At 62.2% G+C, this 19,894-nt stretch carries 21 protein-coding genes and 1 pseudogene; 12 read left to right on the top strand and 10 right to left on the bottom strand.

Annotation, left to right across the window (positions count from 1 at the left end; genetic code table 11):
• Nucleotides 1–3: 3 nt before the first annotated feature.
• From hflC to cfaB, 7 genes are all read left to right on the top strand, one after another.
• The gene (gene hflC, locus AYR47_RS06695) at nt 4–993 is read left to right on the top strand and encodes a protease modulator HflC (RefSeq protein WP_033897227.1); all 990 of its coding nucleotides are present in this window, start codon (nt 4–6) and stop codon (nt 991–993) included.
• Nucleotides 990–2,024, top strand: coding sequence for a protease modulator HflK (hflK, locus tag AYR47_RS06690; RefSeq protein WP_033897228.1), 1,035 nt, complete (start codon nt 990–992; stop codon nt 2,022–2,024). Before hflC ends, hflK begins: the two co-directional genes overlap by 4 nt.
• Complete coding sequence (locus tag AYR47_RS06685; RefSeq protein ID WP_061434685.1) at nt 2,021–3,907, top strand: cation-translocating P-type ATPase; 1,887 nt, start codon at nt 2,021–2,023, stop codon at nt 3,905–3,907. Before hflK ends, AYR47_RS06685 begins: the two co-directional genes overlap by 4 nt.
• Nucleotides 3,908–4,023: 116 nt before the next feature.
• The gene (bufA2, locus tag AYR47_RS06680; protein ID WP_016978693.1) at nt 4,024–4,278 is read left to right on the top strand and encodes a BufA2 family periplasmic bufferin-type metallophore; all 255 of its coding nucleotides are present in this window, start codon (nt 4,024–4,026) and stop codon (nt 4,276–4,278) included.
• A 65-nt stretch (nt 4,279–4,343) separates the two neighbouring features.
• Nucleotides 4,344–5,189, top strand: coding sequence for an MNIO family bufferin maturase (bufB, locus tag AYR47_RS06675; protein ID WP_038845437.1), 846 nt, complete (start codon nt 4,344–4,346; stop codon nt 5,187–5,189).
• Nucleotides 5,180–5,968: an HvfC/BufC N-terminal domain-containing protein gene (locus AYR47_RS06670; protein WP_033897231.1), complete on the top strand. Its 789-nt coding sequence runs from the start codon at nt 5,180–5,182 to the stop codon at nt 5,966–5,968. Before bufB ends, AYR47_RS06670 begins: the two co-directional genes overlap by 10 nt.
• A gap of 87 nt (nt 5,969–6,055) precedes the next feature.
• On the top strand, nt 6,056–7,240 hold the full coding sequence (gene cfaB / locus AYR47_RS06665; RefSeq protein ID WP_033897232.1) for a C17 cyclopropane fatty acid synthase CfaB: 1,185 nt from the start codon (nt 6,056–6,058) through the stop codon (nt 7,238–7,240).
• 5 nt (nt 7,241–7,245) lie between these two features.
• Here the strand turns inward: cfaB and cls are convergent.
• Nucleotides 7,246–8,686, bottom strand: a pseudogene (gene cls / locus AYR47_RS06660) (cardiolipin synthase).
• Between the two features lie 130 nt (nt 8,687–8,816).
• Here cls and AYR47_RS06655 point away from each other — a divergent pair.
• Nucleotides 8,817–9,338: a DUF3617 domain-containing protein gene (locus tag AYR47_RS06655; RefSeq protein WP_016978689.1), complete on the top strand. Its 522-nt coding sequence runs from the start codon at nt 8,817–8,819 to the stop codon at nt 9,336–9,338.
• On the opposite strand, the gene AYR47_RS06650 is transcribed toward AYR47_RS06655, so the two are convergent.
• From AYR47_RS06650 to folE2, 8 genes are read right to left on the bottom strand one after another with little or no spacing between them, the layout of a single operon-like run.
• Nucleotides 9,322–10,140, bottom strand: coding sequence for a His/Gly/Thr/Pro-type tRNA ligase C-terminal domain-containing protein (locus AYR47_RS06650; RefSeq protein WP_061434684.1), 819 nt, complete (start codon nt 10,138–10,140; stop codon nt 9,322–9,324). The genes AYR47_RS06655 and AYR47_RS06650 overlap by 17 nt on opposite strands.
• Before the next feature lie 11 nt (nt 10,141–10,151).
• Nucleotides 10,152–11,489, bottom strand: coding sequence for a dihydroorotase (locus AYR47_RS06645; RefSeq protein ID WP_061434682.1), 1,338 nt, complete (start codon nt 11,487–11,489; stop codon nt 10,152–10,154).
• A 3-nt stretch (nt 11,490–11,492) separates the two neighbouring features.
• Complete coding sequence (locus tag AYR47_RS06640) at nt 11,493–12,053, bottom strand: gamma carbonic anhydrase family protein (RefSeq protein WP_028618554.1); 561 nt, start codon at nt 12,051–12,053, stop codon at nt 11,493–11,495.
• Complete coding sequence (gene hisI / locus AYR47_RS06635) at nt 12,050–12,463, bottom strand: phosphoribosyl-AMP cyclohydrolase (RefSeq protein ID WP_033897236.1); 414 nt, start codon at nt 12,461–12,463, stop codon at nt 12,050–12,052. The genes AYR47_RS06640 and hisI overlap by 4 nt, the downstream gene beginning before the upstream one ends.
• The gene (locus AYR47_RS06630) at nt 12,460–13,338 is read right to left on the bottom strand and encodes a metal ABC transporter substrate-binding protein (RefSeq protein WP_061434680.1); all 879 of its coding nucleotides are present in this window, start codon (nt 13,336–13,338) and stop codon (nt 12,460–12,462) included. The genes hisI and AYR47_RS06630 overlap by 4 nt, the downstream gene beginning before the upstream one ends.
• A gap of 11 nt (nt 13,339–13,349) precedes the next feature.
• Nucleotides 13,350–14,216 carry a metal ABC transporter permease gene (locus AYR47_RS06625; RefSeq protein WP_016978683.1) on the bottom strand — a complete coding sequence of 289 codons (867 nt, stop codon included), beginning with the start codon at nt 14,214–14,216 and terminating at the stop codon, nt 13,350–13,352.
• Nucleotides 14,216–14,884, bottom strand: a complete 669-nt coding sequence (locus AYR47_RS06620; RefSeq protein ID WP_061434678.1) for a metal ABC transporter ATP-binding protein — start codon at nt 14,882–14,884, stop codon at nt 14,216–14,218. Before AYR47_RS06620 ends, AYR47_RS06625 begins: the two co-directional genes overlap by 1 nt.
• Nucleotides 14,881–15,771 (bottom strand): GTP cyclohydrolase FolE2, encoded by an 891-nt coding sequence (folE2, locus tag AYR47_RS06615; protein ID WP_061434676.1) that lies wholly within the window; start codon nt 15,769–15,771, stop codon nt 14,881–14,883. Before folE2 ends, AYR47_RS06620 begins: the two co-directional genes overlap by 4 nt.
• Nucleotides 15,772–15,899: 128 nt before the next feature.
• On the opposite strand from folE2, the gene AYR47_RS06610 reads away from it, so the two are divergent.
• Nucleotides 15,900–17,102 (top strand): N-acetylmuramoyl-L-alanine amidase, encoded by a 1,203-nt coding sequence (locus AYR47_RS06610; RefSeq protein WP_033897240.1) that lies wholly within the window; start codon nt 15,900–15,902, stop codon nt 17,100–17,102.
• Here AYR47_RS06610 and AYR47_RS06605 read toward each other — a convergent pair.
• A complete protein-coding gene (locus tag AYR47_RS06605) occupies nt 17,099–17,467 on the bottom strand; it encodes a hypothetical protein (RefSeq protein WP_016978679.1) in 369 nt (122 codons plus the stop codon). The genes AYR47_RS06610 and AYR47_RS06605 overlap by 4 nt on opposite strands.
• A 126-nt stretch (nt 17,468–17,593) precedes the next feature.
• Here AYR47_RS06605 and dksA point away from each other — a divergent pair, with 126 nt between their 5' ends.
• The 3 genes from dksA to AYR47_RS06590 are packed head-to-tail and all read left to right on the top strand — an operon-like array spanning nt 17,594 to nt 19,878.
• Nucleotides 17,594–17,998: an RNA polymerase-binding protein DksA gene (dksA, locus tag AYR47_RS06600; protein ID WP_033897241.1), complete on the top strand. Its 405-nt coding sequence runs from the start codon at nt 17,594–17,596 to the stop codon at nt 17,996–17,998.
• Nucleotides 17,999–18,025: 27 nt separating this feature from the next.
• Nucleotides 18,026–19,234, top strand: coding sequence for a zinc metallochaperone GTPase ZigA (gene zigA / locus AYR47_RS06595; RefSeq protein WP_033897242.1), 1,209 nt, complete (start codon nt 18,026–18,028; stop codon nt 19,232–19,234).
• Nucleotides 19,234–19,878 carry a DUF1826 domain-containing protein gene (locus tag AYR47_RS06590; RefSeq protein WP_061434674.1) on the top strand — a complete coding sequence of 215 codons (645 nt, stop codon included), beginning with the start codon at nt 19,234–19,236 and terminating at the stop codon, nt 19,876–19,878. Before zigA ends, AYR47_RS06590 begins: the two co-directional genes overlap by 1 nt.
• The last annotated feature ends 16 nt before the right edge of the window (nt 19,879–19,894 follow it).

Raw genomic sequence — 19,894 nt, 5'->3', positions numbered from 1 at the left:
CAGTTGAGCGCTCATTCTCACGATCACGGTCATCATCACGGCCATCACCACCACCATCATCACGGTGACGAACAAGCGGCCGGCCCGTTCCCCTGGCGGCGTATGGCCTGGGCGCTGTTGCTGGTGCTGTTTGCGGTTGCCGCCGCCAGCCTGGTGCAGGTGCGTTCCGGCGAGGCCACGGTGATAACCCGTTTCGGTAATCCGTCGCGGGTGTTGTTGGAGCCGGGCCTGGGCTGGCGTTGGCCGGCGCCGTTCGAAGCGGCGATCCCGGTGGATTTGCGCCTGCGCACCACTTCCAGCGGGTTGCAGGATGTGGGTACCCGCGACGGCCTGCGCATCATCGTGCAGGCGTACGTGGCGTGGCAGGTGCAGGGCGACGCAGACAACGTGCAGCGCTTCATGCGCGCCGTGCAGAACCAACCCGATGAAGCGGCGCGGCAGATTCGTACCTTCGTGGGCTCGGCGTTGGAAACCACGGCGGCGAGCTTCGACCTGTCCAGCCTGATCAACACCGACGCCAGCCAAGTGCGCATCGCTGATTTCGAAGCGCAGTTGCGCCAGCAGATTGATCAACAATTGCTCACCACCTACGGCGTGCGTGTCGCCCAGGTCGGCATTGAACGCCTGACTTTGCCGTCGGTCACGCTCACCGCTACGGTCGACCGCATGCGTGCCGAGCGTGAAACCATCGCCACCGAACGCACCGCCGTGGGCAAGCGCGAGGCCGCGCAGATCCGCTCCGCCGCCGAGCGTGATGCGCGCATCGTGCAGGCCGATGCCACCGTGAAAGCCGCCGATATCGAAGCGCAATCGCGGGTCGAAGCGGCGCAGATTTATGGTCGCGCCTACGCGGGTAATCCACAGCTGTACAACCTGCTGCGCTCTCTGGATACCTTAGGCACTGTGGTCACACCAGGCACCAAGATCATCCTGCGCACCGACGCAGCGCCGTTCCGCGCCTTGGTGGACGGGCCCAAGGACGTCCAGCCATGACGATGCGTGACAGCCCGGACAGCCCCTGGATCCAGGCCGGGCGCCTGACCTTCCTGGCGTTGTACGCGGTGACGGTATTGGCGGCGTTGGCCTGGGCGTTTTCCAATGTGCGCCAGATCGACCCGCAGAACCGCGCGGTGGTCCTGCATTTCGGCGCCCTCGACCGTATTCAGAATGCCGGGCTGTTGCTGGCTTGGCCGCAGCCGTTCGAGCAGGTGGTGTTGCTACCGGCGGCTGACCGCGTGATCGAACGCCGGGTGGAGAACCTGCTGCGCTCCGACGCGGCGATCCAGGCCGACCGTGTGGCCAGCTTCGCCACGCCCTTGAGTGATGCGCTGGCGGGTTCCGGTTACCTGCTGACTGGCGATGCCGGCGTGGTGCAACTGGATGTGCGGGTGTTCTACAAAGTCACCGAACCCTATGCCTTTGTGTTGCAGGGCGATCATGTGCTGCCGGCCCTGGATCGACTGGTGACGCGCAGCGCCGTGGCCCTCACCGCGGCGCGGGACTTGGACACGATTCTGGTGGCGCGACCTGAACTGATCGGCACCGACAACGGCGCCGCCGAGCGCCGTGAGCGGTTGCGTGGCGACTTGGTGCAAGGCATCAATAAACGCCTCACGCAATTGGCTTCTACGGGGTTGGGATTGGGCATCGAAGTCACCCGTGTCGATGTGCAATCGAGCCTGCCGGGCCCGGCAGTCAATGCGTTCAACGCCGTGCTGACGGCCAGCCAGCAAGCCGACAAGGCCGTGGCCAACGCCCGCACCGACGCGGAAAAACTCACCCAGACCGCCACCCAACAGGCCGACCGTCTGGTGCAAGTCGCCCACGCCCAGGCCAGCGAACGCCTGGCCAATGCCCAGGCGCAAACCGCGACGGTGGCCAGCCTGGCCCAGGTGAAAGACCCGGGCTTGCTGCTGCGCCTGTACCGCGAGCGCGTGCCGAAAATTCTCGGCCAGGCCGGTTCTGTGACAACGGTCGATCCGAAAGACGACTCCCGCTTGATCATCCAGGGAGCCGAACAATGAGCGCACCCATGTTGACCTCCGCCGAACAGCGCAGCGCTGCCCGGCAATTGACCCTGGCCATGCTGGCCTTGGGGTTGCTGGTGCTGGGCCTGGTATGGCGCTGGCTCGCGCCCGACCAGACCGGCGTGAGCCAACTGCTGCTGGGCGTGGCGTCGTTGCTGGTGGCCGTGCCGGTGATGCGTTCGGCCTGGTACAGCCTGCGGTTTCCGAGTTTGCATGGCATCACCGATCAATTGATCGCCCTGGCCATGCTCGGTGCCTGGGCCACAGGGGATCTGCTGACGGCGGCGTTGCTGCCGATCATCATGATCTTCGGCCATGTGTTGGAAGAGCGCAGCGTGATCGGCTCCCAGGAAGCGATCCATGCGTTGGGCAAGCTGACGCGCAGCCACGCGCGCTTGGTGCAGGCCGACGGCAGCATTGTCGAAGTGGACAACGGCACGCTGAATACCGGCGATGTGGTCGAGGTGCGCGCCGGTGACCGGGTGCCGGCCGATGGCGTGGTGCTGTCGGGCCAGGCGAGCCTGGACACGGCGCCGATTACCGGTGAGTCGGTGCCGTTGGAAGCCAGTGTGGGCGTGCAGGTGTTTGGCGGGGCGATCAACCTGGATGGCTTGCTGCGCCTGCAAGTGACGCGCACGGGCAATGAATCCACCTTGGGCAAAGTCATCGCGCTGATGCAGAACGCCGAGCGCGCCAAGCCGCCGATCACACGCCTGCTGGAACGCTATGCCGGCAGCTATATGGTGCTGGTGTTGTTGCTGGCCGCGGTGACCTGGTTTGTGACCAACGACGCCCAGGCGATGCTCGCGGTGCTGGTGGCGGCGTGCCCGTGTGCGTTGGTGCTGTCGGCGCCGGCCACGGCGATTGCGGGCATTGCAGTCGCGGCGCGGCATGGGATTCTGATTCGCAGCTCGGCGTTTCTGGAGGAGCTGGCGGACCTGACCTCGTTGGTGGTCGACAAGACCGGGACGCTGACCTTCGGCACCCTGCGCCTGCAATCCATCGAAACCACCGCGCCGGATCGGCAGGTGCTGCTCAATCTCGCGGCCAGCCTGGGCTCCGCGAGCAGCCATCCGGTCAGCCGGGCGTTGGCGGGGTTGGCAACGCAGGAACAACTGCTGGCGTTGACGGATATTCGCGAACGCCAGGGGCTGGGTGTCGTGGCGCAGACCGATCAGGGCGAAGCGGCCTTGGGTCGGCCGGAATTGTTCGAGCAACTGGGCATCGTCACCACCGCCGTGCCGAACCACGATGGCCCCATCGCCGGGCTGGCGCTGAATGGGCAATTCCTCGCCTGGTTGCTGCTCGCCGACAGCGTCAAGCCGGAGGCACGCCAGGCCCTGCAAGAACTGCGTGACCTCGGCCTGGGTCGCCAACTGCTGCTTACCGGCGATCGCCAAAGCGTGGCCAACAGCCTGGCGCTGGAGGTCGGCATCAGCGATGTCGAAGCCCAGGCCCTACCGGAAGACAAGCTCAACCGCGTGTTGGGTGAAATCGGCAGCGGCTTTCGCCCGATGGTGGTGGGGGATGGCATCAACGATTCCCTGGCACTCAAGGCCGGCGTAGTCGGTGTGGCCATGGGCGCGGGCGGGGCGGATATTGCCCTGGCGTCGGCGGACGTGGTGCTGATCGGCAGCGACCTGCGGCGCCTGGGCACCTGTGTGCGCTTGAGCCGCCAGTGCCGGCAGACCTTGCAGGTCAACGTGATCATCGGCCTGGGTTGGACCTTGGCCATTGTCGTATTCGCCGCGTTTGGCTGGTTGGGGGCGGCGGGCGCCATGATTGCAGCGGTGCTGCATAACCTCAGTACTTTGCTGGTACTGGGGAATGCCGGGCGTTTGCTACGCTTCCAGGAGCCCCTTTTGAAGCTCGAAGAATAATTTTCAGAAATATTTGCACGCGGCTGTAACGCGGCTGAGGGGCCTCACTCTAGTGGTGTGTCGAGACTGAACAATCCGTTCAGACCGACACCCCTACGATCATGAGGAATACAACAATGAACATCAAATCCGCTGCTGCTGGTGCCGCTCTCGCAATGGCCGCTGCCACTATGTTTGCCGGTGTTGTCACTCAAGCTCAAGCCGCTGACACCGCCGTTCACTGCTACGGCATCAACGCGTGCAAAGGCCAGAACGACTGCAAAACCAAGGACCACGCCTGCAAAGGCCAGGGTTCTTGCAAAGGTCAGGGTTTCAAGGCAATGGCCAGTGCCGATGCCTGCACCAAGGCTGGCGGCAAAGTCGGCGAATAACCGACCGCCAAGTGCACCCGCAGCGGTCGCCCCCACCGCTGCGGACACTTTCCCAGGAGTGTCTTATGCCTACCTCTCTTCCGAGCCTCGGTTACGGCCTGGGTTTACGCAGTGAGTACTACCAACAGATCCTTGAACAATCGCCGGCGGTGGATTGGTTCGAAGTGATCTCCGAGAATTACCTGGTCCAAGGCGGTAAAGCCTTGTATTACCTGGATGCGATAGCCGAGCGTTATCCCCTGGTGATGCACGGGGTGTCCTTGTCCATCGGTGGGCCCCATGCCCTTGATACCGATTACCTGAAGCAGATCAAACAGCTCGCCGAGCGTATCCAGCCGGCGTGGGTGTCCGATCACCTGTGCTGGAGTCGCGGCAGCGCCCACCAGTTGCATGACCTGCTGCCGCTGCCTTACACCGAAGAAAGCCTCTACCACGTGGCCGCCCGTGTGCGCCAAGTGCAGGACGTGTTGCAACGCCCGTTGGTGCTGGAAAACGTCTCCAGTTATGTACGCTCGAAGGCGGACGAATTCACCGAGTGGGAATTTCTCAATGCCCTGGCTCACCTGTCGGGCTGCCAGCTGTTGCTGGACGTTAACAACGTGTACGTCAGCTCGCGCAATCATGGCTTTGACGCCTGGACGTTTATCCGTAACTTGCCGCCGGAAAGCATCCGCCAGCTGCATCTGGCGGGGCATATGGACTATGGCGATTACGTGGTCGACACCCATGACCATCCGGTGTGTGATCCGGTGTGGGCGCTTTATCAACAGACGCTCGAGCATCTAGGGCCCGTGTCGACGCTACTGGAACGGGATGACCATTTCCCACCCTTTGAAGAACTGCTCACCGAACTGAGCAAGGCCCGTGAACTGGGCGCGACCGCCCTGGCCAGGAGACAGCTATGCGCCTGACGGATTGGCAACTGGCCTTCGAGCAGCACCTGTTATCCGAAACGCCAGTGGCCAACAGTGGTTTCGCCGCCACGTTGCTGGGCGGGCCGACGCTGGATGTGGACACGGGCCTGGCGATTTACCACAACGCCTACCTCTCACGGTTGCAGGAAGTCTTGCGGCATGACTTCAGCGCCATCCTTTATTGGCTGGGCGATGACGAGTTTGCCGCGCTGACCGAAGCCTACCTGCGCCGCAACCCCTCGGCCCATTACAGCCTGCGCTGGCTGGGCGAGCGTTTCCCGGTGTTTATCCTTGAGCATCTGGTGGCGGAGCAGAGTGCGCCATTGGCGGAGTTGGCGCGGTTGGAGTGGGCATTCACCCTGGCATTTGATGCGCCGCAGGGCGAACCGCTGACGCTGGGCGACATGGCGTCGTTGCCGCCAGAGGCGTGGCCGGTGTTGCAGGTTTCCCTGGCGCCGACGGTGCAAGCGCTGCTGTGCCAGTTCAACAGTGTCGCGATCTGGCGCGCCAGCAAGGACGAATCCGACTTCCCCGACAGTCACGCACTCGCCCCGTCGCAGACGTGCCTGGTGTGGCGCCATCAGAATGTTTGCCATTACCGCAGCCTGGAACCCGCCGAGGCCTCTGCCCTGACGGGAATGGCGACCACCGGTTGGAGCTTTGCCGAACTGTGCGCCGAGTTGGCAGTCACTCATGCAGAGGGTGCGCCACTGCAGGCCGTTACTTGGCTGAAGCAGTGGGTCCAGGACGGGTTGCTCGAGCGCCGGGCCCCATAGAAGAGCGCTATCAAATCGATAGCCTCCTACTTTGTCTTCGGATGGTCTAACCTCTCAGCAGACGTCTGAAACAAGGGGGGACTACTCATGCTCGCGCAACTTCCACCGGCCTTACAGAATCTTCAGCTACCGCTGCGTCTTCGACTCTGGGACGGCCATGAATTCAACTTGGGCCCCGAGCCCAGTGTGACCATCGTGGTGAAGGACCCCACGGTCGTGACCAAGCTGACCCATCCAACGCTCGATTCACTGGGCGAAGCCTTTGTCGAGGGTAAATTGGAGCTGGAAGGCTCCATTTCCGAGGTCATCCGGGTGTGTGACGAATTGAGTCACGCCCTGATCGAAGACGACGAGGGGAGTCGTCCGGTGCGCTCGATCCACGACAAGGCCACTGACGCAGCGGCCATTTCCTACCATTACGACCTGTCCAACGAGTTCTACCAGCTGTGGCTGGACCAGGACATGGCGTACTCCTGCGGGTATTTCGAAACCGGCAGCGAATCCATCGACCAGGCCCAACAAGACAAATTTCGCCACCTGTGCCGCAAGTTGCGGCTGCAGCCAGGCGAGTATTTGCTGGATGTCGGCTGTGGTTGGGGTGGGCTGGCGCGGTTTGCCGCGCGGGAGTTCGGGGTTAAGGTGTTTGGCATCACCTTGAGCAAGGAGCAGTTGGCGCTGGCCCGGGAACGGGTGAAAGCCGAAGGCCTGGAAGACCAGGTGGACCTGCAACTGCTCGACTACCGTGACCTGCCGCAAGACGGGCGTTTCGACAAAGTGGTCAGCGTGGGCATGTTCGAGCACGTCGGCCACGCCAACCTGGCGGAATACTGTAAGACCCTGTTCGGCGCAGTGCGCGAAGGCGGCCTGGTGATGAACCACGGTATTACCGCCAAGCACACCGATGGTCGCCCTGTGGGGCGCGGCGCGGGTGAGTTCATCGAGCGTTACGTGTTCCCCAACGGCGAACTGCCGCATTTGGCGATGATGACGGCCGAGATCAGCGAAGTCGGGCTGGAGGTGGTCGACGTCGAAAGTCTGCGTCTGCACTACGCGCGCACCCTGGACCATTGGAGCGAGCGCCTGGAAGACAACCTGGAAGCAGCGGCGAAGATGGTGCCGGAGCAGGCGTTGCGTATCTGGCGGCTGTACCTGGCCGGTTGTGCCTATGCGTTTGCGCGGGGCTGGATCAACCTGCACCAGATTCTGGCGGTGAAACCCCATGCCGATGGCAGCCATGACTTGCCGTGGACGCGGGAAGATATCTACCGCTGAGCCCGTTACAAGATCGGTGAAATAAGCCGCGCAACCCGCATGCCCAGTTGCTGAAGGCGACGGGTTTCGCGGCTTTCTTCCTGGCTGACTTCATGGGCCAGGGCGAAGTCGTCCAGCAGCATGTGCTCAACTTCCTTGGCGAAGGCCTCGTCGACCGTCAGCAACATCACTTCAAAATTCAGCCGGAACGAACGGTTGTCCATGTTCGCACTGCCGATGGCGGCGATTTCGTCGTCTACCAACACCACCTTCTGATGCAGGAAGCCTGGCGTATAGCGGAATACCCGCACGCCGGCGCGCACGGCTTCGATCGCGTACAGGCTGGACGCGGCGTAGACGATGCGGTGATCGGGCCGTGAAGGCAGCAGCAGCCGCACATCGACACCGCGCAGCACGGCCAGGCGCAGGGCAGAGAACACCGCTTCGTCGGGGATGAAATAGGGGCTGGTGATCCAGACGCGCTCGGTCGCGGCGTGGATGGCTTCGACGAAGAACAGCGAGCAGGTTTCATAAGGGTCGGCCGGACCGCTGGCGAGCAATTGGCAGAGCACGCCGTCCTCGGGGTAGGCGTCCGGCAAGATCAGTGGCGGCAGTTCGCGTGCGGCCCAGAACCAGTCTTCGGCAAACGACTCTTGCAAGCATGCCACCACCGGGCCGGTCACCTGCACATGGGTATCGCGCCACGGCGCCAGCGGCGGCTTCTTGCCCAGGTATTCATCGCCGACGTTATGCCCGCCCACAAACCCGGTGATGCCGTCCACCACCACGATCTTGCGATGGTTGCGGAAGTTGACCTGAAAGCGATTGAGCCAGCCGCTGCGGGTGGCGAAGGCTTTGACGTTCACCCCGGCGTCGCGCAGCGATTGCACATAACGATGGGGCAGGGCGTGGCTGCCGATGCGGTCATACAGCACGTAGATGGCGACGCCTTCTGCGGCCTTTTCCTTCAACAGCGCGTGCAGTTGGCGGCCAAGTTCGTCGTCATGAATGATGAAGAACTGGAACAGCACCGCCGTCCTGGCGTTGCGGATCGCCGCGAAGATTGCGCTGAAGGTGGCGTCGCCATTGATCAGCAAACGTACTTCATTGTTGGCCAGGCACGGCATGCGGCCCAGCTTGGGCATGGCGCGCAGCGAGGCGTAGGCGCTGGAGTTGCGTGCCGCCAGGGCCTCTTCGACCCACGGGCGCCAGTTCAGCTCGGTGATCGCGGTGTGCATTTCCTGGTTGGCCTGGCGACGGGCCCTGGATGTACGCGTCGAAGGTGCTGCGGCCGAAGATCAGGTAGGGAATCAGCGTGAGGTAGGGCATGAACATCAGCGACAAGGCCCAGGCGATCGAGCCTTGGGCGGTCCTGACGGTCAGCACCGCGTGGATCGCGGCGAGGGTCCCGAGAAAATGCAGCGTGGCGATGAAGTAGGCGAGCAGGTGCGGGCCAAAGAAATCCATGAACGACGTTACTCCAGGCAATCCAGTGCCTAACAGACCATGTCTGGTCAGGAATGTCGCTATTTTATTTGCCGTGCAACCCTGGCACCTTTGCGGCGTCTAACGCCCAACATTACCCAGGAGTTACCCGATGAATGCTCGTCTGCTGTCTTTGGCCATGATGATTGGTGTGTCGCTGCCGGTGGCGGCGCAGGCGCAGATGCTGGCGCCGGGCTTGTGGGAACTGACCACCAGCAATATGAAAGTCGATAACCAGGACTTGCCCGACCTGTCGCTGATCCTCGGTCAGCTCAAGCAACAGATGACCCCGGAACAGCGTGCCATGCTCGAAAAACAGGGCATCACCATGGCCGGCAAAGGCGTGCAGGTGTGCCTCACCCCGGCGCAGGTTGCCTCCGATTCGATCCCGCTGACCGACCCGCAATCGGGCTGCAAGCAGGAAGTGACCGACAAGACCGGCAACCAGTGGAAATTCCGTTTCAGTTGCCCGAAAGCCCAAGGCACGGGTGTAGCCACTTTCCAGAGCCAAAAAGAATTCACCACCACCGTCAACGGCACCTTCAATGCCACCGGCATTCAGCAGAAGGGCAGCCTGGACAGCCATGCCCAGTGGCTGGGCAACGATTGCGGGACGGTCAAGCCTCGCGCTTGAGCCTTTCGCACAGGGCTTCGATACTCATCTGACCGAGGTCTTCCCCCAGGCGGCTACGCAGGCTGACGTAGCCGCCGGCTTTTTCCCGCTCGCCAACAATCACCAGATACGGCACTTGGTGCAGGCTGTGCTCGCGCATCTTGTAGCTGACCTTCTCGTTGCGTCGGTCCACCACTGCCCGTATGCCCACACGTTTCAATGCTTCACAGACCTGCTGGCCGAAGTCGGCCTGGCTTTCACTCAGGGTGAGCACCGCAGCCTGTTGGCTGGCCCAACAGGTGCCGTAAATGCGTTGTTGCGATGCGTTGAGGGTGACCTTGGTCAGCTTGAAGGCTCGGATCACACCGGTGCTGGGCACATGAAGACCGTGGCACAGGGCTTCAAAATCGCCCAGGCGCCGTACCGAATGATTGGTGTTCGCCAAGTGGCGCATGCGTGCTTCGATCTGTTCAAGGTCGAGCGCTGTGAAGGTGCGTTCGCAGGCTAAGTCGTAGAAAAAACCATCGTCGGTGGGCGACCCGGCTTTCAACTGAGCGATAGGAAACAGTTGCTGAGTGGCCATCGCCAACAGACTTGCGCAGGAGCGACGCAGAATCTCCAGCCCCTCGGGATCCTGGGTGGTGATGATCTGGAGTCGGGCGTCCTGTTCCAGCAGGTGTTCACAACCCACTAGCACACCGTCAACGCGACCGGCGACCGAGGTTTTGGCCAGCCCCAAGCCGATGCTGGCGGCTACCTCGTAAACCGACAGCGCCTCGTCGTACTCGCGTTGGGTGCCGTCTGGCAGGGTGATCCGGATCATCGCCGTCGTCTCTAGCGCTGGAAATGCAAAGGTAATCCTTGGCAGCTGTCGATTACCTGACCGTTATGAAAGGCCAAGTGACCGGAAACCAGGGTGGTGCTGACGCTGTGACGAAAGCTGCGTTCGGCGAAGGGCGTCCAGCCGCAGCGGGCCAGGATGGGTTGGCTGCTGACCGGCTTGCCCTCGGGCTCAGGTTTGATCAGCACCAGGTCGGCCCAATAACCTTCACGCAGGTAGCCACGATCGGGGATGGCGAACAGGTCGGCCACACGGTGACTGGTTTTTGCGACCAGCGTGGTCAACGGCAGCAGCCCATCGGCCACTAGTTCCAGCAGCGCGGGCAGGGCGTGCTGCACCAGGGGCAATCCCGAAGGCGCCTCGCGATAACCCAACTGTTTTTGCGCCCAGGTATGCGGCGCGTGATCGCTGCCGATGACATCCAGGCGGTCGCTTAACAAGGCCAGGCGCAAGGCGTCGCGGTCGGCGCGGGTCTTGATGGCCGGGTTGCATTTGATCTGGTGGCCGAGGCGGTGATAGTCGCGGTCATCGAACAGCAGGTGGTGCAGGCAGACCTCGGCGGTGATGCGTTTTTCGCTCAAGGGTTTGTCTTCGAACAGTGCCAGTTCGCGGGCGCTGGTCAGGTGCAGCACATGCAGGCGGGTGCCATGGCGCTTGGCCAACTCCACGGCAAAGGATGACGAGCGATAGCACGCCTCGGCATCGCGGATCAGCGGGTGCGCGACGGCGGGGATGTGCTCGCCGAAGCGTTCGCGCAGGCGCTGTTCGTTGGCCTGGATGCTTGGCGTGTGTTCACAGTGGGCCAGCAAAATCGTGGGCACTTCGGCGAACAGGCGCTCCAGGATCCGAGGATCGTCCACCAGCATATTGCCGGTCGAAGCCCCCATGAACACTTTGACCCCGGCCACCTCACGTGGGTCGAGGGCTGCGACGGTGTCGAGGTTGTCGTTGCTCACGCCGAAGTGGAAGCCATAGTTGGCCACCGAGTGCAGGGCGGCGCGGCGCTTTTTGTCGGCCAGGGCGTCCAGGTCGAGGGTGGCCGGGTGCGTGTTGGGCATGTCCATGAAACTGGTGATACCACCGGCTACCGCCGCGCGGGATTCGCTGTAGAAGCTGCCTTTGTCCGGCGCGCCAGGTTCGCGAAAGTGCACTTGGTCATCGATCATGCCGGGCAGCAGCCAGTGACCTTGGGCGTCGATGGCGACAGTCGCGTTGCTGTCCTGGATGCTGCTGGCGATCTTTTCGATACGACCGTTGGCAACCAACACATCGGCGTCGAATTCCTGGCCTTCGTTCACCAGGCGGGCGTTGCGGATCAGCAGGCGGCTCATGGTTCAGAACTCGTTTTGCAGGGCTTTATAGCCGCGCACCAGGTCAACGTTGGTGCGGGCCACGTCTTCGGAAAACTCCGAGGCGCTCACGCTCACCGGCGGGAATTGCGAGAGGTCGGTGTTCGGTCCGATGCGGGTGGTGGAGGGCACGTAGAACGCGGCGGGCAAGTCGCGGCCGTCGACCACCGAGTTGTGGCGCACCACGCAGCCATCGCCCACGGCGCAGTTGAACAGCACGCTGTTGAAGCCGATGAACACGCGGTCGCCGACGGTGCAGGGGCCATGGACGATGGAGCGGTGCGCAATCGAGGTGAACTCTCCGATGGTCACCGCCGCGCCGGATTTGGAGTGGATGACCACGCCGTCCTGGATGTTGGAGTTGGCGCCGATGATGATCGGGTCCATGCCGCCGCTGGCGTCGACTTCGTCGGCGCGGATCACGGCGTAGGGGCCGACGAACACGTTTTCGCCAATGATGACTTTGCCGCAGATGATGGCGGTCTTGTCGACGTAGGCCGATTCGGCAATCACAGGCAGATCGCCGGACGGGTTTTTGCGGATCATGCTAAGGGCTCCGTAATGATGTGGACGTAGTCGCCGTCGATGGCGTTGTAGAAGCAGGTCGGCCTTCCGGTGTGGCAGGCCGGGCCCTGCTGGTCGACGATCAGCAGGACCGCGTCGCCGTCGCAATCCAGGCGTGCCTCCACTAGCTGTTGCCAGTGACCGGAGCTTTCGCCCTTGCGCCACAACTGCTGGCGTGAGCGCGACCAGTAGCAGACCTGCCCGGTGCCCAGGGTTTCCTTGAGGGCCTGGCGGTTCATCCAGGCCAGCATCAACACCTCGCCGCTGCCGTGTTGCTGGGCGATGGCGGCGATCAGGCCATCGCTGTTCCACGGCAGGGCATCGAGCACGGGTTCGAGGGGAAAGCTGCTGCCGACGGCAGCCCCTTCCAGGTCGAGCATGCTCAAGGTCATGGCTTGCTCAGGGCCGCGCACAGCGTGTTGAGGTTGTATTCGAACAGTCCGGTGAAGGTGCTGGCCGGGCCTTCAGCGGCGAGGGCGTCGGAGTACAGCGTGCCGCCGATCTGCGCACCGCTTTCGTCAGCGATCTGCTTGAGCAGGCGCGAATCCTTGATGTTTTCCATGAACACGGCTTTGACTTTGTCTTTGCGGATCTGAGTGATCAGCGCAGCCACTTCGGCGGCGGACGGCTCGCGTTCGGTAGACAAGCCCTGTGGCGCGAGGAAATCGATGCCATAAGCCTGGCCCAGGTAGCCGAAGGCGTCGTGGGAGGTGACGATGCGACGGTTACCGGCGGGTAGAGCGCCGAACTTGGTCTTGGCTTCGGCCAGCAGGCGATAGATTTCTTTCAGGTAGGTTTGGCTATTGTGCTGGTAGTCGGCTTTGTTGGCCGGGTCGGCAGCGATCAGCGCCTTGGTGATGTTGTTCACATAGATTTCGGCGTTGGCCAGGTTGTGCCAGGCGTGCGGGTCGGGGATGGTTTCGCCGTCCTCTTCCATGGTGTGGGAGATCACGCCTTTGCTGGCGGTCACCACCGTGGCTTTGGTTTCGGTGCTGGTCACCAGACGGTCCAGCCAGGGTTCGAAGCCCAGGCCGTTCTTGATGATCACCTTGGCCTTGAGCAGTGCCTTGGCATCGTCCGGGGTAGGCTCGTAGGTGTGGGCGTCGGCGTCGGGGCCGACCATGTTGCTGATCTGGATGTGATCACCACCAATCTGGTGAGTGATGTCATCGAGGATGCTGAAGCTGGTAACCACCTGAAGCTTGTCGGCGGCCTGGGCCGTCGACAACGACAGGACGAGACTGAACAGCACGAGTAGAGCGCGCATCGGGAAACACCTCATTGGGATGACAGCAAAGGCGGGCGGCGCAGCAAGCCGTGCACCGGACCGAAGACCACGGACAGCAGATACCCGGCGCCCGCCACCAGCACGATGGCCGGGCCGCTGGGCAACGAGTAGTAGAACGACAGCAACAAACCCAGCCACACCGACAGGCATCCCAGCACTGCCGATACCGCGATCAACACCGGCAGGCGCCGGCTCCAGAAACGTGAAGCGATGGCCGGCAACATCATCAGGCCTACCACCATCAAGGCGCCGATGGCCTGGAAGCCAATGACCAGGTTCAGCACCACCAAGGTCAGGAACAAACCATGGGCCAGTGGGCCGAGGCGGCTGACGGTTTGCAGGAACAATGGGTCGAGGGTGTCCAGCAGCAGCGGTTTGTAGATCGCGGCCATGGCGATCAGGCTGAAGCTGGAAACCCACAGCATGCCGGTGAGGGTGGTTTCATCCACCGCCAGGGCGGAGCCAAACAGCAGGTGCAGCAGATCGAGGCGTTTGCCGGCGATGCCGAGGATCAGCACGCCCGCGGCCAGGGAGATGGGGTAGATGGCGGCGAGGCTGGCGTCTTCACGCAGGCCGGTGCGGCGAGTGATCCAAGCGGACAGGCCAGCCATGCTCAGGCCCGCGCCGAGGCCGCCGATGGTCAGGGCGGGCAGGCTGAGGCCGGCGAACCAGAAGCCGAGGGCTGCGCCGGGCAGGATGCCGTGGGCGACAGCGTCACCGATCAGGCTCATGCGCCGCAGGATCAGGAACACGCCCAGCGGCGCGGTACTGCAGGCGAGTACCAACCCGCCGATGAGAGCGCGGCGCATAAAGACGAAGTCGACGAAGGGCATCCACAGGTGGGCGGCGAAATGCATCAGGCCACCTGCATCTGTGGCTGCGGGCGGATCAGCTCTTTGCTCGGGCCGAACACGCAGCCGGTGCTTTTGATCTGCACCACTTGCTGGGTGTGGTGGCGCACGGAGGCGAGGTCATGGCAGACCACGATCAGCGTGCGGCCTTGCTCATGCCAGGCGTGGATGTGTTTCCAGCACAGCGCCTGGCCCTCTTCATCAAGGGCGGCGTGGGGCTCGTCGAGCAGCAGAACGGGCGCTTCGGCCAGGCTCATGCGAGCAAGGAGGGCGCGTTGCAGCTCGCCACCGGACAGTGCCATCAACGGGCGATGCTCAAGGCCGCTGAGGCACCAGTCTTCCAGTACTGCTTCAAGCCGCTGATTGCGCTGTTGCGGGGACAGTTGCGTGCCCCAGAAGCCGGCGGCGACCAGCTCTTGCAGGCTGATGGGAAACTGACGGTCCAGGTGTTGCTGCTGGGGCAGGAACGACAGGCCGCCACGGCGTGGAACCTCCAACGTGACCTTGCCCGCCAGCGGCTTTTGCAGGCCGGCGATGACTTTAAGCAGGCTGCTTTTACCGGTGCCGTTGGCGCCGATGATGCCGGTGAGGCTGCCTTTTTCCAGGGTGAGGTCGATGGCGGGCGTCAGCGGTTGGCCGGGAGCGCCCCAGCGTAAAGCGGTGCAGGTGATCATGCAGGGTGTCTCGTCCAGCGGCTTTCAGCCACGGCATCGTGCGCGTGCAGGCTTTCGGCATGGACCACTTTCAGGTGGAAGGCTTTGACGGCATCCGAGCGTTTCAAGGCGAGGTTCAGGCGGCGGGCGGCGTCTTCGCAGAACATCAGGTTCTGCCCGTTGGCCAGGGCGAAGGCTTGTTCGTCCGCACGTTTCACGGCGGTTTGTACGGCGGTGCCGAGGGCGGCTTCGACGGTGTCGATTAAGTCTGTCAGTGGCAGTTGCTCGCCTTGCAGCTCGACATGCAATTGCGCACTGCTGCGCTGGCTGTGAGGCGTGGCGACGATGCCGTTGGCGCTGCCGAGCCAGGTCAATACGTCTTCATGCTGCAAAGGCGTGTTGGCGAAGTCGTCGAGAAATTGTTGCTGAATCAACTGCCTGGCGAGGGCAGCGGAGCAGGGACAGGTCGAGGAGTAAGTGACGTCAATTTTTAGTTCCACGTGGAACATCTGGTTTTCCAGACGCGCTTCGATGCTCACCGGGTAGCCTTTCCAACCGGCCAAAGGACTGACCAGTGCCGGGCGTTTGAGCAGCAAATCGGTGTGGATACGCAGGTAGGCGTTATTAGATAAACCTTCATGACTGTCGAGAAAACGCTGCAGTACATTACGCAGAAGTGCGGGCGTAAGCGGTTGCTGGTCGAGCATCTCCAGGGCCAGGTACAGGCGTGACATATGAATGCCACGGGCGGCGCCATCGTCCAGGCTCACGCCGGCATCGGCGGTGGCGGTCAGGCGCTGGCCGTCGATGAGGATGGGTAGGGCGATGCCGCACATGCCCACCCAGTCGAGTGGCAAGGCTTGGCGTGAAGCCTGCGCGGCGATATCCGGCAGAGTCAGCGCATTCATGAGCAGGTCCATCGTTGGAAATAAAAAGACATGTTATATTATAACTATTGAGTCGACGATGATTTTTCTGCTCCAGCCTTTTTTCAGTCATGTCGAGTAGGGACGCTCCTTTATTTGCGGTATTTTTCATGCACAGACGTCAGCTCCTAAACCTGCTTCTGGCCAGCCCGCTGTTCACCTTGCCGTTTGCCGCCCACGCCACGCAGATCAGCAACGCCCGCCTGTGGCGCTCGGACGACAAGCTGCGCCTGGTGTTCGACCTCAGCGGTCCGGTGCAATACAAGACCTTCACGTTGAGCGCGCCGGAGCGCTTGATCATCGATTTGAGCGGCGCCGGGCTCAGTGGTGATTTCTCTCAGTTGGCGCTGAAGAACAGCGGGATCACCTCGATTCGTTCCGGGCATTTCGGCAAAGGCGACACGCGCATCGTGCTGGACCTGGCCGCACCGATGCAGCTCAACAGCTTTCTATTGCCGCCTCAGGATGGCCAAGGCCATCGACTGGTCCTGGACCTGACCAGCGCCACCCAGGCGCCTCGCCAGATTGCGGCCGAGCCCAAGCCTTTGGTGGATAAAGCGCATCCCAAACGCGACATCATTGTGGTAGTCGACCCCGGCCACGGCGGCAAGGACCCAGGCGCCGTCGGTTCCAAAGGCCAGCGCGAAAAAGACGTGGTGCTGTCCATCGCCCAACTGCTGGCTAAACGCTTGAAACGCGAGAAAGGCTTCGACGTGAAGTTGGTGCGCAACGACGATTTCTTCGTGCCGTTGCGCAAGCGCGTGGAAATCGCCCACAAGCACAATGCCGACATGTTTATCTCGGTGCATGCGGACGCGGCGCCACGCATCACCGCTTCGGGCGCGTCGGTGTATGCCCTGTCCGAAGGCGGCGCCACTTCCGCCACGGCGCGGTTCATGGCGCAACGGGAAAACGGCGCCGATCTGCTCGGTGCCACCAGCCTGCTCAATCTGAAAGACAAGGACCCGATGCTCGCCGGGGTGATCCTGGATATGTCGATGAACGCCACCATCGCGTCCAGCCTGCAACTGGGCAGTTCGATCCTGGGCAGCCTGGAAGGCATCACCAGCCTGCATCAGAAGCGTGTGGAACAAGCCGGGTTTGCGGTGCTCAAGTCACCGGACGTGCCGTCGATCCTGGTGGAAACCGGGTTTATTTCCAATGCGCGGGACAGTGCACGGCTGGTCACTGCGCGTCATCAACAGGCGGTTGCCGACGGCCTGTTCGAAGGCCTGAAAAAATACTTCCAGAAGAATCCTCCGATGAACAGCTACATGGCATGGGTGCAGGAACAGAAGAACGGTCAGGTCTAACAGCCGGTTATACGGCTACAGGTGAATTTGGCGCTGGCGCCACCCGAACTGGAAAACCGGTTGAGGGTGGTCCAGCCCACGCGCCGCGTGTAGCCGACCCACGCCTCACCGTCCGACGCCAACCCGGTAAAGAACGTCAGTTGCCCGTAGCGGCTGTTGGTCTGTGCCCAATAGCGTTTGCCGATCACCTCGTACCCGCGTAAATACGTGGTGCTGCCGACCGTCGCCACGCTGTAGGCGTTGCCTGAAGGGTCAACGCAAGCGAGCAGATTGGCGCTGCGCGTGCAGTTGGCCAGCAGGCTTGGCGCCTGGGCACACGCAGGTCCCACGGCAACCAATAACAGGGCGCACACCAGGTATCTCATCGGGTTTCTCAGGCTGGGGAGTGTTCAAGCATTGCGCCCTTCGTCGTGGTGAGCAAGAGGGGATTGGCTTATTTGTATTGTTATACTATAACATTAAAACACAGCCTGACCCGTGAACCGCTCCCCATGACCGAACAAGACCTCCTGGCCCAGCCTTGCGCCGACTACATGAATGAAGCCCAGCAAGGGTTCTTCCGTGAGTTGCTGCTGGCCCAGCGCAATGAGCTGCAAGCCCGCATCGACGCCGAGTTCCTGGTGCTGCGCGAGCAGGAAACCAACAGCGACCCTGCCGATGTCGGCAGCGCCGAAGAACAGCGCCAATGGCAACTGCGCCTGCTGGAGCGGGAAAAGAAGCTGTTGGACAAGATCGACGATGCCCTCGACTTGCTGGCGCGCGGCGAATACGGCTGGTGCCGCGAAACCGGCGAGCCCATCGGCCTACAGCGCTTGTTGCTGCGTCCTACCGCCACCCTGTGTATCGAAGCCAAAGAACGTGAAGAGCTGCGCGAACGCCATAAACGGGCGATTTGACCGGCCAACCCTGATGAGGAATACCTGATGCCCAATCGTCTCCCCGTTACTGTGTTGTCCGGCTTTCTCGGCGCCGGTAAAAGCACGCTGCTCAACTACGTCCTGCGCAACCGCGAAAACCTGCGGGTGGCGGTGATCGTCAACGACATGAGCGAAATCAACATCGACGGCAGCGAAGTCCAGCGCGACGTCACGCTCAACCGCTCTGAAGAAAAACTGGTGGAGATGAGTAACGGCTGCATCTGCTGCACCCTGCGGGAAGACTTGCTGGAAGAAGTGGGAAAACTCGCCAAGGAAGGTCGTTTCGATTACCTGCTGATCGAGTCCACCGGCATCTCCGAACCCTTGCCTGTGGCCGAAACCTTCACCTTCCGCGACGAAAACGAGCAAAGCCTGGCCGACATCGCGCGCCTGGACACCATGGTCACCGTGGTCGACGGCATGAACTTCCTGCTCGACTACCAGGCGGCCGAAAGCCTGGCGTCGCGGGGTGAAACCCTCGGTGAAGAAGACGAGCGTTCCATCACCGACCTGCTGATTGAGCAGATCGAATTCGCCGACGTGATCCTCATCAGCAAGATCGACCTGATCAGCAGCCGCGAACGCGAAGAGTTGATGGCGATCCTTGAGCGCCTCAATGCCCAGGCGGAAATCATCCCAATGGTCATGGGCGAAGTGCCGCTGAACAAGATCCTCAACACCGGCCGTTTCGACTTTGAACGTGCCGCCCAAGCCCCAGGCTGGCTGCAGGAACTGCGCGGTGAACATGTGCCGGAAACCGAGGAATACGGTATTGCTTCCACCGCTTACCGTGCGCGCCGTCCCTTCCATCCACAGCGTTTCTTCGACTTCATCGACCGCCCGTGGGTCAACGGCAAACTGCTGCGCTCCAAAGGTTTTTTCTGGCTGGCCAGCAAGCACCAGGATGCGGGCAGTTGGTCCCAGGCCGGCGGTTTGATGCGCCATGGTTTTGCCGGGCGCTGGTGGCGCTTTGTGCCAAAAAGCCAGTGGCCTCAGGACGAAGAAAACATCGCGGCGATCATGGGCAACTGGCAACTGAGCACCGGTGATTGCCGCCAGGAACTGGTGTTTATCGGGCAGAACATCGACTTCACTCTACTGCGTGCCGAGTTGGACGCGTGCCTGCTCAACGATGAAGAAATGGCCCAGGGCGTCGACGGTTGGCGCCTGCTGGCCGATCCCTTTGGCCCTTGGTATGAGGAGGCAGCCGCCTGATGCTGGCCCCGGTGATTCCCCTGCGTCCTGTGATTCGCCAGACCCGTGGCGAAACCCCGTTGGCGCTGTCCGACATACTGGAAGATGGCGTCAACCTGGCCGTGTGGGAGCGGCAGTTGCCGTTGCACATCGCCGAGTTCGGCGCCTTGCTGGTGGCGCTCAACGAGCCGTTGGCCGATTCCATGGTGATCGAGCTCAACAACGAAGACGCCGAGCCGAACTTGCAGGGATTGGCGTCCAGCTGCCGAGATCTGGAAGGCTACGAAGGCTTTATCGCCGATGTGTCGTGGCTGGTCAGCGCATTCGCCTGCCTGCTGGGCGCCAAACGTATTGGCGTGCGTTTGCGGTTGCTGGATAAGGCGATGTGCCCACGTTTTCACGTCGACCATGTGCCGGTGCGACTGATCACCACCTATGCGGGGGTCGGCAGCCAGTGGTTGCGCGAAGGCGTGATGGACCGGCGCAGGCTGAGCCAGTCGGAGGCAGAGCCCACCGAGCGCATCGAACAGATTCGCTGCGGCGAAGTCGCCCTGCTCAAGGGCACCAAATGGCACGGTAATGAGAATCACGGTTTGATCCACCGGTCACCGGCGCTCAAGGCCGATGAGCGCCGATTGATCCTGACACTGGATTGGCTCGCATAACCGCGTAGGATCAAAC

Source organism: Pseudomonas azotoformans (genome assembly GCF_001579805.1).
In the GTDB taxonomy this organism is placed as follows: Bacteria; Pseudomonadota; Gammaproteobacteria; order Pseudomonadales; family Pseudomonadaceae; genus Aquipseudomonas; species Aquipseudomonas azotoformans_A.
The sequence above is the reverse complement of the archived record's forward strand: the minus strand, read 5'-3'. Positions and strand labels throughout refer to the sequence as shown.

Coding starts and splice junctions, on each gene's coding strand:
- hflK (WP_033897228.1), top strand. CDS start 990: ATGACGATGCGTGACAGCCCGGACAGCCCCTGGATCCAGGCCGGGCGC.
- AYR47_RS06685 (WP_061434685.1), top strand. CDS start 2,021: ATGAGCGCACCCATGTTGACCTCCGCCGAACAGCGCAGCGCTGCCCGG.
- bufA2 (WP_016978693.1), top strand. CDS start 4,024: ATGAACATCAAATCCGCTGCTGCTGGTGCCGCTCTCGCAATGGCCGCT.
- bufB (WP_038845437.1), top strand. CDS start 4,344: ATGCCTACCTCTCTTCCGAGCCTCGGTTACGGCCTGGGTTTACGCAGT.
- AYR47_RS06670 (WP_033897231.1), top strand. CDS start 5,180: ATGCGCCTGACGGATTGGCAACTGGCCTTCGAGCAGCACCTGTTATCC.
- cfaB (WP_033897232.1), top strand. CDS start 6,056: ATGCTCGCGCAACTTCCACCGGCCTTACAGAATCTTCAGCTACCGCTG.
- AYR47_RS06655 (WP_016978689.1), top strand. CDS start 8,817: ATGAATGCTCGTCTGCTGTCTTTGGCCATGATGATTGGTGTGTCGCTG.
- AYR47_RS06650 (WP_061434684.1), bottom strand. CDS start 10,140: ATGATCCGGATCACCCTGCCAGACGGCACCCAACGCGAGTACGACGAG.
- AYR47_RS06645 (WP_061434682.1), bottom strand. CDS start 11,489: ATGAGCCGCCTGCTGATCCGCAACGCCCGCCTGGTGAACGAAGGCCAG.
- AYR47_RS06640 (WP_028618554.1), bottom strand. CDS start 12,053: ATGATCCGCAAAAACCCGTCCGGCGATCTGCCTGTGATTGCCGAATCG.
- hisI (WP_033897236.1), bottom strand. CDS start 12,463: ATGACCTTGAGCATGCTCGACCTGGAAGGGGCTGCCGTCGGCAGCAGC.
- AYR47_RS06630 (WP_061434680.1), bottom strand. CDS start 13,338: ATGCGCGCTCTACTCGTGCTGTTCAGTCTCGTCCTGTCGTTGTCGACG.
- AYR47_RS06625 (WP_016978683.1), bottom strand. CDS start 14,216: ATGCATTTCGCCGCCCACCTGTGGATGCCCTTCGTCGACTTCGTCTTT.
- AYR47_RS06620 (WP_061434678.1), bottom strand. CDS start 14,884: ATGATCACCTGCACCGCTTTACGCTGGGGCGCTCCCGGCCAACCGCTG.
- folE2 (WP_061434676.1), bottom strand. CDS start 15,771: ATGAATGCGCTGACTCTGCCGGATATCGCCGCGCAGGCTTCACGCCAA.
- AYR47_RS06610 (WP_033897240.1), top strand. CDS start 15,900: ATGCACAGACGTCAGCTCCTAAACCTGCTTCTGGCCAGCCCGCTGTTC.
- AYR47_RS06605 (WP_016978679.1), bottom strand. CDS start 17,467: ATGAGATACCTGGTGTGCGCCCTGTTATTGGTTGCCGTGGGACCTGCG.
- dksA (WP_033897241.1), top strand. CDS start 17,594: ATGACCGAACAAGACCTCCTGGCCCAGCCTTGCGCCGACTACATGAAT.
- zigA (WP_033897242.1), top strand. CDS start 18,026: ATGCCCAATCGTCTCCCCGTTACTGTGTTGTCCGGCTTTCTCGGCGCC.
- AYR47_RS06590 (WP_061434674.1), top strand. CDS start 19,234: ATGCTGGCCCCGGTGATTCCCCTGCGTCCTGTGATTCGCCAGACCCGT.